This window comes from Methanobrevibacter sp. (assembly GCF_045646045.1).
GTDB lineage: Archaea > Methanobacteriota > Methanobacteria > Methanobacteriales > Methanobacteriaceae > Methanocatella.
Genome location: NZ_JAZRJY010000044.1, coordinates 15449 through 27238, shown reverse-complemented (window position 1 = coordinate 27238; position 11790 = coordinate 15449). Strand labels below are relative to the sequence as shown.

At 30.9% G+C, this 11790-nt stretch carries 13 protein-coding genes and 1 pseudogene; 5 read left to right on the top strand and 9 right to left on the bottom strand.

Features of this window, described 5'->3' with window-relative positions; all coding sequences use genetic code 11:
• Positions 1–233: 233 nt before the first annotated feature.
• On the bottom strand, positions 234–1403 hold the full coding sequence (locus ACKI5C_RS03090) for a tyrosine-type recombinase/integrase (protein ID WP_407431765.1): 1170 nt from the start codon (positions 1401–1403) through the stop codon (positions 234–236).
• A 254-nt stretch (positions 1404–1657) separates the two neighbouring features.
• On the opposite strand from ACKI5C_RS03090, the gene ACKI5C_RS03085 reads away from it, so the two are divergent.
• Positions 1658–3436 carry a ribosome biogenesis/translation initiation ATPase RLI gene (locus ACKI5C_RS03085; RefSeq protein ID WP_407431764.1) on the top strand — a complete coding sequence of 593 codons (1779 nt, stop codon included), beginning with the start codon at positions 1658–1660 and terminating at the stop codon, positions 3434–3436.
• A gap of 80 nt (positions 3437–3516) precedes the next feature.
• On the opposite strand, the gene ACKI5C_RS03080 is transcribed toward ACKI5C_RS03085, so the two are convergent.
• Genes ACKI5C_RS03080 through ACKI5C_RS03060 form a run of 5 tightly spaced genes read right to left on the bottom strand, consistent with a single transcriptional unit; the run spans position 3517 to position 7170 of the window.
• Positions 3517–3894 carry a putative zinc-binding protein gene (locus tag ACKI5C_RS03080; RefSeq protein ID WP_407431763.1) on the bottom strand — a complete coding sequence of 126 codons (378 nt, stop codon included), beginning with the start codon at positions 3892–3894 and terminating at the stop codon, positions 3517–3519.
• Positions 3895–3899: 5 nt separating this feature from the next.
• Positions 3900–4619: a 4Fe-4S binding protein gene (locus ACKI5C_RS03075; RefSeq protein ID WP_407431762.1), complete on the bottom strand. Its 720-nt coding sequence runs from the start codon at positions 4617–4619 to the stop codon at positions 3900–3902.
• Between the two features lie 15 nt (positions 4620–4634).
• Complete coding sequence (locus tag ACKI5C_RS03070; protein ID WP_407431761.1) at positions 4635–5798, bottom strand: pyridoxal phosphate-dependent aminotransferase; 1164 nt, start codon at positions 5796–5798, stop codon at positions 4635–4637.
• A 55-nt stretch (positions 5799–5853) separates the two neighbouring features.
• Positions 5854–6558, bottom strand: a complete 705-nt coding sequence (gene radB, locus ACKI5C_RS03065; RefSeq protein WP_407431760.1) for a DNA repair and recombination protein RadB — start codon at positions 6556–6558, stop codon at positions 5854–5856.
• A 30-nt stretch (positions 6559–6588) separates the two neighbouring features.
• A complete protein-coding gene (locus ACKI5C_RS03060; protein ID WP_407431759.1) occupies positions 6589–7170 on the bottom strand; it encodes an L-threonylcarbamoyladenylate synthase in 582 nt (193 codons plus the stop codon).
• Between the two features lie 59 nt (positions 7171–7229).
• Between ACKI5C_RS03060 and pgsA the strand changes: the two genes are divergently transcribed.
• Both pgsA and ACKI5C_RS03050 read left to right on the top strand, forming a co-directional pair.
• Complete coding sequence (pgsA, locus tag ACKI5C_RS03055) at positions 7230–7796, top strand: archaetidylinositol phosphate synthase (RefSeq protein ID WP_407431758.1); 567 nt, start codon at positions 7230–7232, stop codon at positions 7794–7796.
• The gene (locus ACKI5C_RS03050; RefSeq protein ID WP_296796347.1) at positions 7793–8044 is read left to right on the top strand and encodes a DUF357 domain-containing protein; all 252 of its coding nucleotides are present in this window, start codon (positions 7793–7795) and stop codon (positions 8042–8044) included. Before pgsA ends, ACKI5C_RS03050 begins: the two co-directional genes overlap by 4 nt.
• A 43-nt stretch (positions 8045–8087) precedes the next feature.
• Here ACKI5C_RS03050 and ACKI5C_RS03045 read toward each other — a convergent pair whose 3' ends face one another.
• Together ACKI5C_RS03045 and ACKI5C_RS03040 are read right to left on the bottom strand one after the other, a co-directional pair.
• Positions 8088–8756, bottom strand: coding sequence for an ABC transporter ATP-binding protein (locus tag ACKI5C_RS03045; protein ID WP_407431757.1), 669 nt, complete (start codon positions 8754–8756; stop codon positions 8088–8090).
• Between the two features lie 9 nt (positions 8757–8765).
• Positions 8766–9875, bottom strand: coding sequence for an ABC transporter permease (locus ACKI5C_RS03040; protein WP_407431756.1), 1110 nt, complete (start codon positions 9873–9875; stop codon positions 8766–8768).
• A 73-nt stretch (positions 9876–9948) separates the two neighbouring features.
• On the opposite strand from ACKI5C_RS03040, the gene ACKI5C_RS03035 reads away from it, so the two are divergent.
• Positions 9949–10191: a DUF3781 domain-containing protein gene (locus ACKI5C_RS03035; protein WP_407431755.1), complete on the top strand. Its 243-nt coding sequence runs from the start codon at positions 9949–9951 to the stop codon at positions 10189–10191.
• A gap of 51 nt (positions 10192–10242) precedes the next feature.
• Positions 10243–11310: an acyltransferase gene (locus ACKI5C_RS03030; RefSeq protein WP_407431754.1), complete on the top strand. Its 1068-nt coding sequence runs from the start codon at positions 10243–10245 to the stop codon at positions 11308–11310.
• A 168-nt stretch (positions 11311–11478) separates the two neighbouring features.
• Here ACKI5C_RS03030 and ACKI5C_RS03025 read toward each other — a convergent pair.
• A pseudogene (locus ACKI5C_RS03025) lies at positions 11479–11705 on the bottom strand (hypothetical protein); the annotation flags it as partial.
• Between the last annotated feature and the right edge of the window lie 85 nt (positions 11706–11790).

Below are 11790 nucleotides of genomic sequence, written 5' to 3'. Positions count from 1 at the left end.
TTTTTTTGCTAATTTTTCAAATTTCTTATAATCACTTAATAATGAAGGTATTTTCATGTTTTTATCATCCACTTTTTGTTATAGTATATTATAAATAATTAAATATTTAAAGCTTTTTATCTCATTTAACTACCATTTTGTTTAGAAAATTAATAATAATAATATTAAAATGTTTAATCCCAAAATAAAAAACACCGTGTTTTAAATTTTAGTGTTCAACAAAAAACATATTTTTATAGTAGTTTGTTAAGATTCGATAATCGCTCCTCACCAATACTATTCCTGACCAACTTTTCAAGATCATCCTGCCTAGACCTAATATCATTAAGCTCACTTTTCAAAGTATCATTCTCACTTTGTAAATTTTCATTCTCTTCAACAGCAACATCCAACTTCGTACGTACTTTATTAATATCCTCAACCACCAAATAAGGTAAACACTTAATATACTCTTCTTTTAACACTTCTGGTTTAATTCGTATATATGATTCATGTGCAACACCATGAACTTTACGACCTTCCAACAAATTAATCTTATCTAAACTCATACCTGCTTCCGCTAATTGTGTAGCATGATAACGTCTCAACATATGAGGAGCAAAACGTGAATAAGTTCCAGCTTTACCTAAGCCTAATTGATCATTAACTTCTTTAAAAATTTTATTTAAATACCTATCCTGAATTTTAAAAAGTTTATTATTCTTATTGAAATCATCTGTTCTACTGTATAAGTAATTATTAATAGCTTCAACAGCCTCAGGACTGCAAAAAGTATAAAAATTTTGATTAGTTTTTTGTCTTTTCAAATAAAAAGTAGGTATAATATCTATTTCAGAATCTTTCATCTTCTCAATAGCTGTGAAAATATCCTCACTATGGTGGAATTCTTTTGTAAATTTAAGATAATCTTTTATAGTGATTTTTAATGTATCTACTCGGCTAACTCCACTGCTTGACATGAATAATGTTATTGCTTTTAGTAAAGGATTTTTAATTTCAATAATATGTTTTAATAATTCACGATCAGGCAATTCATTAGGCAATATGGGTGTTGGTTTTTTCACATTAGCCATGCTGAAGTAAGGTAGTCGTGGAATATTTATTTCAAAATGACGGAATACTGTAATTACTGACATTAAATATAGTTCTGCTGTTCTTTTCATGTATTTATCAAATAAATATATTCTATAATCAATTAATAGTGGTCTTAATGTACTGTTTTTCCAGCTTATATTGTTTGTTTCTTCTGCATCAGCAATGTTTAGTAATTCAGGCAGTGTTTTTCCAGTATAATTTTCAAAGTGTTTAATACCTCTTGAATAATTTAGTATGGTGCTTTGACTGCTGTTTCTTTCATAAAAAAATTGGGATAGTATTTGGTCTGTGGTTTTCATGAATTTCATTTTTAACATCTCTCTTTTAAATTATTATTGTGAGAGAGCATTTGACAAGTAATCAAAAAAAGTAGTTGTTATTACATCAAGTATCCATTACTTGTTTCATAAAATCACATTAATTCGGACGATTAATTAATAATAATTTAGTAATGAATTAGTATATAATTTTTATGTAAAAAATTGGAATTTTGTTAAAGTTTAAAAATTATTAAAAACATAATTTAAATATTAATAATTATTTTTTAATTAAGGAGATAATAATGAGTCGTATATCAATACTTGACAAAGACAGATGTCAACCAAAAAAATGTGATTATCTTTGTATCAATTACTGTCCTGGTGTCAGAATGGGTGAAGACACCATAGTTATTGATGAAGATACTAAAAAACCATTAATATCCGAGCAATTATGTGAAGGTTGTGGTATTTGTACCAACAGATGCCTATTTGATGCAATAAGCATTATCAATTTACCTGAAGCTGTTGGAGAACCTATCCACAGATTCGGTCAAAACCAGTTTGAATTATTTGGACTTCCAAACTTAGAAGAAGGAACTGTACTTGGGCTTTTAGGACCGAACGGTATCGGTAAATCCACAATAATGAACATTTTATCCGGAAACCTAATTCCAAACTTTGGAGACTATGAAAATCCACAGGATAATTGGGATAATGTAATTGAATATTATAAGGGTTCATCACTTCAAACTTACTTTTCAAATTTAGCAAATGGTGAAATTAAAGCTATTTTAAAACCACAAATGGTAGATCAACTGCCTAAAGTTGTAAAAGGTAAAGTTAAAGATTTGCTTCAAAACGTTAATGAAAGGGATAAACTTGAATACGTTTGCCATGAATTACAGCTTGAAAACGTTTTAGATAGAAAAATGGAAAACTTAAGTGGTGGGGAACTTCAAAGAGTCGCAATAGCTGCTACAGTTTTACGTGAAGGAGATTTCTATTACTTTGACGAACCGACATCATGGCTGGATGTATCTCAAAGATTAAATGCTGTTAAAGTAATCAGATCACTTGCAGAAGAAGGAAAAAGTGTTTTAGTAATTGAACACGATTTAGCAACCTTAGATGCATTGTCAGATAATGTCCATATATTATACGGTACTCCCGGAGGATACGGTGTTGTATCCGGAAGAAAAGGTGTTAGAATTGGTATCAATGCATACATCAATGGATTTTTAGCAGAAGAAAATGTAAGAATCAGAAAAAATCCTATCGAATTTATAATAAGACCGCCAACTCCGGAAGATGAAGGAGATGCACTTGCAAGTTATTCTGATATTTCCAAAGATTATGACGGATTCAAATTGAGTGCTGATGCAGGAGATATTTTTTATGATGAAATTGTAACCGCATTCGGTTCAAACGGTATCGGTAAGACCACATTTGCAAAAATGTTGGCCGGTGTTGAAAAGCCAACTACCGGTGAGGTTGATGAAGAAGTTACAATCGCTTATAAACCGCAATACTTAGTAAGTGATTTTGAAGGAAGTGTAAGTGACTTCTTATTCATGAATGCACCAAGTTACGGAAGTAAAATCTTTGAAAGTGAAATCATGACTCCATTTGCACTGGAAGATATGTTGGAAAAGCAGGTTTCAAAATTAAGTGGTGGGGAGCTTCAAAGATTGGCAATAGCTGCAACATTATCAAAAGATGCTGAAATATATCTATTCGACGAACCGACAGCATTTTTAGATGTAGAACAAAGATTGGTTGCTGCAAAAGTTATCCGTAAAATGGTTGAAAGTAGAAATGCAGCGTCACTTATTGTAGACCACGATATCGTATTTATCGATTACATTTCCGATAGAGCAATGGTATTTAACGGTACTCCAGGTCTTGAAGGTCATGCATCAAAACCAACCGATTTAAGATCTGCAATGAACGAATTTTTAGGAAATCTAAACATTACTTTCAGACGTGATAAAGAAACAAAACGTCCAAGAGTAAATAAATTAGACAGTTACTTGGATCGCGAACAAAAGGAAAAAGGCGAATATTACTACTTGTCAGATTAGGATTCAATATCCTAATCCCATTAATTTTTAACCTCACCCCACGATTGTATTTCAATTTAAGTAATAATTTTAAAGAAATATTAAATAGATTCCAACTCTTTTAAGATATAGCGTTTTAATACCATAACTGCCTCTTCACCCTCATCATCCAATCTTATGGAATCATTCGGATTTAAATCAAAAGCTTTAACAACACTTTCGGCATCAATGTTTTTAACTACATCAACATCTTTTTCCTTCAGGATCACTGAAACACAATCATCAGTGCATCCAGTAATTGAAACTATCTTTGCATCTTCCAATATTGGTGAACAATTATTTGGCTGAGCAGAATATTCTGTAATACAAGCCGCTACAATATTATCATTATCAAGAGCCAATTCAACAGTAGCTGCCCTTACCACCAAACCTAGGGGACTCAATCCACTACATGATACCAATGCTATTTTTTCATCCATATTAATTACCTCGCTTGTTTTCTACCATATCTTTTTTTAACTTTTTCATAACCTTGTTTAAAGAAAGGACAAATTAGCATGCATTCACTGCAGCCTTCCTTGTGAGCAGTACAAACTTTTCTTATTAATTTTTCATTTTCATCATATGCATTCTGAGGACATCGGTCAATACAGATCCCGCATGTTGAGCAGAAATCCTCAACCCACAGCATGTCGTTTTCTTTTTTATAGGGAAGATTTTCAATTGATGTTTTAATCATGAAAAAACCTAAATTAACACCTTCCCTGAACATGCACATATTACTTCTTGTTATTATGCAATCATTGGATTGCATTGCAATTGACCTTAAACTTACACGGTCATCTAAAGGATGTATCAAATCAGCTTTAAAATTATTTTGTCTTAAAAAATCAGCAATTTCAAATGTCTTTTTACCGACTTCCTGAAATTCTTTATCTTCAAGGATTGTTTTTTCTTTTGAATCTTCCATCTTTAAGATATCTTCAGACATCGCATACTTTAAAATTAAAATATTATCCCAATCAATGTCCCATTCTTTTTTAAATTCATCAGATAATTTAGAATAGCTAATTCCAACAAATCCCTGATTTAAAACAAAATCGTTTAATTCATCTAAAAAATCATCAGAAACTGCATTTAATGGATTAATTGGGTTTTCAATATTATAAAAATTAGGAATAGGGTGATGATATCTAATTCGCATATCATTTACCCTCAGTTATTTTTTTCTTAATGCTTCAATAGCTTTTGGGAATTCTTCACAGAATATTTCAATTTGTTCAGTTGGAATGGAAAAACTAATACGCAAATAGTCATCTCCAAACAGTTCAGAAGTATATTCACCTTCCCTTGCAAAGATTTCACGTTTAAATAGATAATTAGATAATTCTTTAGGATTTATACCTGCACCTGAAACATCAACAGCCATCATATTTGCATCAGACGGATAAACAGGTAAAAATACGCCATCAATTTCATCCACCATTTCTTTAATTAATTTCTGATTAGTGAATGAAATGTTACGGATTTTATCTTCCCACTCATCTTTAGATTTTAAACCTGCAATTGCACCATACTGTGCTATTATGTTAACACCCAAATCATTAACAACCGCATTTTTAATAACATCAATGATAGGTTTTGATGAAACTACACTGCCTATTCTCAAACCAGCCATTCCAAATATTTTAGAAAAACTATAAATTGTTAATGTTTGACCAGGAGCATAATTTTCAGCATGGAAATGCTCTCTTGCAAAATCCTTATAAGTTACATCATGCAATAAGTATAAATCATTTTCTATAGCAATTTCAGCAAATTCTTTTAATTCTTCTTCAGTATATGCGGAACCTAATGGATTTAATGGATCGATTAAGATTACCATTTTAGTATTTTCATCCATATTTTCTCTAAGTAATTTTGGAGTTAATTTGTATCCGCATTCATCATTATAAATAGGAACATACCTTACATCATGTGCAAAACGGTTTGCAAAGTCCCCAATGATAAAATAACCTGGATCAGACAATATAACATTATCCTCAGGTTCAAGCAATGCTTGCATACATAAGTATAAAGATTCAGTCGCTCCGGCAGTTAATAATACTTCACAATCTTCAAATCCCAAATCGTCTAAAATCAACTGTCTAAGTTCAGAAAATCCTTCTGGAGGTGGGTACTTACAATATTCTTTTTCTTTAACACAAGCTATCATTGCATCAGCTATAATGTCTCCATGAAGGTGATTTGTATTTTGACCCATCCAAATCATATCTTTATCCATAAATACATCTTCAAAAAAATCGTTTGAAGAATCATATCCTTCCGGAGGTACCCTTTCTGTTTTTTTAAATTTTTTCTTAGGGTGTTTTATATCATTCATAATAATCACGGTATCCAAATTAATAATTTATTATAAGTTATTTATAAAATTAATGCTAACTGATTCCACGAGAAGTGATTCGGAAAACGGCTTGCCGACCTTCACCAATACTGCGATGGCGTCTTAATGTAGCAATTCTTTGATTAGTTTCTTCACCACGTTCCAATTGAATAATGACTTTACTCCAATATTGAAGAACCATACCACCAACAGCACGAATATCATTATTACCTTCATCATCAAAGGCATTATAAATTTGATTTGTAACAATAACTGCAATATCATATGATCTGGCTATTTTAGATAAAATACCCATCTGTTTACCTAATTCCTTATTAAGTTTTGATGATTTCATATCATCAACACGATACAATGCAACGGCAGAATCCAAAATAAAAATATCCGTATCTGCATGATTTTTTCTAAGCCATAATTCAATAGCCCCAATATTTTCGCCTTGTTCCTGAAAAGTAGTAGGTTCAAAAACCATTATATTATTAGCAACTTCAGAAAAATCACTGCCCGCAATTTGTTTAATCCTATCAATTGAAATTCCACCTTCAGTATCCATATAAATGGCTTTTTTACCATATTTGGCAACATTTACCGCCAAACATAAAGCAATATTACTTTTTCCAGAACTAGGAGGTCCAAAAATTTGAGTAACTGTGCCCTTTTCAAATCCCCCATTCAATAAATTATCGATACTTGAATTAGTAGGAATTTTATGATTATCCTCAAAATTAGCTAATACTTTCATAATAATACCTTTGTTACTATAAAATATATATTATCTTCGTATGAATGTTGGTTGTGGTGTTGTCAAATCAATGATTGTTGATGCGTTTTTAGCTTCCAAAGGCCCAACATCAATTACCAAATCAACATCACATCCCAATTGTTTTAAAATATCTTCCGGAGTAGACAATACTGGCTCATTAGAGAGATTGGCGCTTGTGGTAGTTATTGGAAATATGCTGGCCAGTTTACAGGCAATCATATTCTTTGGAACCCTTACACCCACATGAGTTAATCCGCTGGTAATAACACGGGGAACAATAGGCGTTTTATTTAAAATAAAAGTATAAGGTCCAGGCAAGTATTTATCTAAAGTGTCTTTTTGGTAAATAGATATTCGAGCAACCAACTCAATAGCATCAGTATTTGAAACCAGAATTGACAGAGGTTTTAATAAGTTTCTTTGTTTGATTTTAAAAACATTACGAACTGCCTTATTGTTGAATATATTTGCACCCAAACCATAAACAGTATCTGTGGGATATATTATAACTCCACCATCAGCCAAAACATCAATGGCTTCATTAATAACATTTTCATCAGGTGCAGAATTGCTAGTTTTTAATATTTTCATTTTTAATAATCCATAATTTTTAAATAATTATATATGATAATTTCTTTATATATTTAAGTATGCTTGAAAGTTTAAGACCTTTATTAACAAAAATATTAAATCCACTTGCCAGAAATTTAAACATTAATCCGAATGTTGTAACTGTTATTTCACCATTTATTGCTATTTTAGCAGCATATGGTTTTGCTAATCATTTATTGATTCTTGGTTGTATTGCAATTTTACTATCCGGATTTTTGGACGTTGTTGATGGGGCTGTTGCAAGATATCACGACAGATCTTCTAAATTTGGAGCTTTTCTTGATTCTACAATGGATCGTTTTGCTGATGCCATAATTTACATAGGCATCATATTTGGTGGATACTGTGACTGGTTTGTTGGTATTTTAGCAGTTCATTCTGCAATAACCGTCAGTTATGTTCGTGCAAGAGCAGAATCTCAGGGCGTGGAGTGTAAAGTTGGAATAGCTGAAAGAGCAGTTCGTATGATTATTCTAATGGTCGGTGCACTTATCGGATACTTTACACAGCCAATTTACTTTACTTACACAATCATTATTTTAGTGATATTATCCTACATTACAGTAGGACAAAGAATTTATCATGTTTGGAAGGCGTTAAGATGAGTGATTTAGAAAGTGCGGAAAAAATAGCTAAAGACATTAAAAAACTAGAAAGAAACTTAAATCAGGTCGCTCATATCGAGTTTACCGGAAAAGAAAAAGAAGTTTATGATAGGGCTGTTGATTATTGGAACGATTCCAAATATTATCTCGAAAAAGAAGATATGAGAACTGCATTCGGCTGTATTGAGTATTCACATGGTTTGCTTGACGCATTAAGAATCATTCATGATACAATCGATGACTATTAAAAAAAAAATGTGGAATTTAATCCACATTAATTTTATCTTAAATTTAACCCACATTTACCAGTTTACCGTCCAAAACTTCAATGACTCTGTCTGCAAGTCTGGCTACAGCCATATCATGAGTAACCATTATTAAAGTTACATTATTATTTCTATGTAAATCAATTAATTGGGCAAGGATTTTAACACTTGTTTTTGAATCCAGAGATCCTGTTGGTTCATCAGCCAATATAATTGAAGGATTATTAGCAAGAGCACGTGCAATCGCAACCCTCTGTCTTTCACCCCCAGATAATTTAGATGGCATTTGGAATGCCTTATCTTGAAGGCCAACAATATCAAGTAAAAATAATGCCCTTTTTCTCATCATTTTATTAGATAATTTGGATGTAAACATAGGAATTTCAATATTTTCAACAACAGACAAGTTTGGAATCAGATTATGGAGCTGAAAAACAAATCCTATTTTTTGTGCTCTGAATTTATTTAATTTTTTATTGGAAGTTAAATCATAACCTGCAACATTAATATAACCGGAATCCGGCGAATCCAGAGCACCAAGCATATTGAGCAATGTTGATTTACCTGAACCTGAAGGTCCTATAATAGATACAAATTCTCCTTCCCGGATTGTTAAATCAATCCCATTTAATGCCTTAATATGACCATTTTCATATGATTTGACCAGATTGCGAATTTCTATAATATTACCCATAAAATCACCTCACTCATACCTCAATGCTTCAGTAGGAGGTAATTTAACCGCTTTAATAGCAGGATATAATCCCCCAATAATTCCAACAATAATTGCTATTACAAATGCCTGCACAAAAATGTCTGGTGTAAATGTTGGAGTTACACTCATCATAGGTCCCAAGAATGTAGTAGCAAAATAACCTATAAGAGAACCTAAAATAGCCGATACAAGAGTTATGACTAAAGACTCACCTACAATCATAGTTAATATTTTACTATTGGACCATCCAACAGCTTTTAAAACACCGATTTCACGGGTTCTTTCAAATACAGACATCAGCATTGTATTAATAATACCCAATGCACCAACAACAATTGCTAAAAGAGAAATACCCCAAGATGATGCCTTAAGCGTATTTAACATGTCTGCCATCTGTTCCATTTCCATAACTGATGAAATTGTAGTAATATTATCCCCATACATTGAATCTATTTTATCTGCGATTTTTTGAGGATCTTCTCCCTTATTTACTTTAACATAAATATTAGAAATGGTGTCATTGTCACCGTTAATTTCTGCCACCTTATTAATTGATGTGAAAACTGAACCGGCCATATTGGAATCCCCAGTTTCATAAATACCAACTACACTAAAGTTTTCACCATTAACTTTAAGGGAATCCCCTACAGAAAGGTTGTTTTCCTCAGCATAAATCTTACCTAAAATAACCTCACTGGAATTATTTTCAAACATACGTCCGTCTTTAATCGATATATCCGCCATTGATGTACCATTCGGTTCAATACCAATCAGAGTACGCATATAATCATTTCCTACCGACGTTAAAATAACATAAATCGGCATTGCTTCACTAACGCCACTGACATTAGCAATTCTATCCGTCCAGTTTGCATCAATAGGATTAGTACCATAAGCAGAGTTACCTGTTTCTTTACCTGAAATTGAAAAATCTGCACCTCCCGCATGAATAGTATCTTCAAAAGAAGATACCAAACCATTTGTAATTCCACCAAGAGCAACAATAACTACAATACCTATACAAATACCAATAATAGACAATATTGCACTGGTTTTTCTCCTGAATGGATTTTTAATAATAAACTTTAAAAATGACATACTAATAGATTATACATAAACATATAAATAAATTTTTGAAAATATATCTTACATGCAATAATAAGGTGTTAAGATGCAGGAAAAGAGCATTGTATTGAAAAATATAGATAAAATCCACACAACAGAAATGGGTATTGGAAGAATATCAAAAAATTTAGGAATCTCGGGAGACGTTGTCGAATACTGTAAAAACAAGATTCTTAAAGAAGAATCCGTTGTTGAACATAAAGGAAAGAATTATTATGTAACTATTGATGATTGCATTATTACTATCAATGCATCAAGTTATACAATAATAACTGCACACAAACTTTGAATTGGAAAATTTAATTAATTATTTATAATATTTTTTATAAATGGATATATTATGAAAAGAGAAAGAATTATTTATCTCGATTATTTAAAAACATTAGCCATATTTGCAATAATCGCTATGCACATAGCAGCATTTGTGGCAAACACCAAGGCATTGAACTTGACAATGCATAATCTTTCACAAGTCGGCAGGTTTGCAGTGCCCATGTTTCTAATGGTTTCAGGTGTTTTATTGCTGAATCGGGACTATGGTTCTTTTAAGGATTTTTTCATCAAAAGATCATCTAAAATAACGATTCCTTTTGTATTCTGGGTTTTGATTATCATACTGTTAACACTGAGCATTAATAATTATACATTAGATAATCTGTTGTCTGTTGTGTATAGTTCTTTTTTTAATTTTGGCATATTATGGTATTTTTGGATGATTATAGGAGTTTATCTGGCGCTTCCAATCATTAACGAATATGTTAAAAATACCGGTTTGGATGGAATTAAATACTTTTTAGTTATTGGAATCATCGCATCAATAATCTATCAATTCTGTAAAATATTTAATTTATATACATTTTTGGACTTCAGATTCTTTATCGGTCCTATTTTTTACATATTATTAGGTTATTATTTGCACAATAAAAAATTCAATATTTCCAATAACAAGATTGTAATAATTTCACTGGCATTGTTTATTGTTACATCACTGCTAAAAACAACTTTAAATATATTATCTGCAGACTATACAATATTCTATGCTCTCAATAACCATACTTTTATCGAAGGAGGAAATATATTCTTTGAAACATATCTTGATTTGGGAATCTTAGAAATTGCTCACGTTAGTTCATTATTCCTATTATTAAAATATTTACCTTTAGACAAAATATCCAAGTCAATCACTAAGTTTTGTACTTCAGTTTCAAGGTCAACTTGGGGTATCTACTGTTCACATTCAATATTTTTAATATTAATACCAGGATATCTTGGCAATATTCATTTAACTGGAACTAAAACCATTATTTTAATAATTGTGCTATCAATTGCAGTATTTATTATGGGTCACATCATAACATTGATTTTAAGCAAAATCCCATATTTAAATAAAATTTCAGGTTATAATTAAAAATATTTTAAAAAAAAGGAGTCTGCAAAATTTTATAAGTTCATCTGATTTTTAGATGTTTTTCAGTCCAATTTTTCATTTGAAGTCTAAAATATTAGCATTTCATTTTTAGCTCATATAATTTCTTTGTTATTTCTGGATTAGTTTGTCTGTAGTAATTTTCAAGATGATTGTTTGATGAAATATTCGAATTCCAATAAATATTTCAAAGTATTTGGTTATTTTACAAAGTAATTAATATCCAATTTTCATTATTCTAGAAATTTTATTCGCAATTTCTTGTAAAAATGGTTTATGTCTCCAATTAATGGATTATTTTTTATTCCGAATTTTTTGCACTGATACTGCTGTTCTTTAAATTCTGTGATTTTTCCATTTATATTCTGTTTGTCTTTAAAATTAAAATTAAAGAAAAATTAGAGTGAAATTTCAACTGTGAAAAATTAAAATCAAATAAAACCAGAAAATTTTACTGACTAA

Bases quoted from the DNA above. Each gene is read 5' to 3' on its own strand.
- ACKI5C_RS03075 (WP_407431762.1), bottom strand. From the start codon at position 4,619: ATGCGAATTAGATATCATCACCCTATTCCTAATTTTTATAATATTGAA.
- radB (WP_407431760.1), bottom strand. From the start codon at position 6,558: ATGAAAGTATTAGCTAATTTTGAGGATAATCATAAAATTCCTACTAAT.
- ACKI5C_RS03050 (WP_296796347.1), top strand. From the start codon at position 7,793: ATGAGTGATTTAGAAAGTGCGGAAAAAATAGCTAAAGACATTAAAAAA.
- ACKI5C_RS03085 (WP_407431764.1), top strand. From the start codon at position 1,658: ATGAGTCGTATATCAATACTTGACAAAGACAGATGTCAACCAAAAAAA.
- ACKI5C_RS03060 (WP_407431759.1), bottom strand. From the start codon at position 7,170: ATGAAAATATTAAAAACTAGCAATTCTGCACCTGATGAAAATGTTATT.
- ACKI5C_RS03030 (WP_407431754.1), top strand. From the start codon at position 10,243: ATGAAAAGAGAAAGAATTATTTATCTCGATTATTTAAAAACATTAGCC.
- ACKI5C_RS03045 (WP_407431757.1), bottom strand. From the start codon at position 8,756: ATGGGTAATATTATAGAAATTCGCAATCTGGTCAAATCATATGAAAAT.
- ACKI5C_RS03080 (WP_407431763.1), bottom strand. From the start codon at position 3,894: ATGGATGAAAAAATAGCATTGGTATCATGTAGTGGATTGAGTCCCCTA.
- ACKI5C_RS03035 (WP_407431755.1), top strand. From the start codon at position 9,949: ATGCAGGAAAAGAGCATTGTATTGAAAAATATAGATAAAATCCACACA.
- ACKI5C_RS03040 (WP_407431756.1), bottom strand. From the start codon at position 9,875: ATGTCATTTTTAAAGTTTATTATTAAAAATCCATTCAGGAGAAAAACC.
- pgsA (WP_407431758.1), top strand. From the start codon at position 7,230: ATGCTTGAAAGTTTAAGACCTTTATTAACAAAAATATTAAATCCACTT.
- ACKI5C_RS03070 (WP_407431761.1), bottom strand. From the start codon at position 5,798: ATGAATGATATAAAACACCCTAAGAAAAAATTTAAAAAAACAGAAAGG.
- ACKI5C_RS03090 (WP_407431765.1), bottom strand. From the start codon at position 1,403: ATGAAATTCATGAAAACCACAGACCAAATACTATCCCAATTTTTTTAT.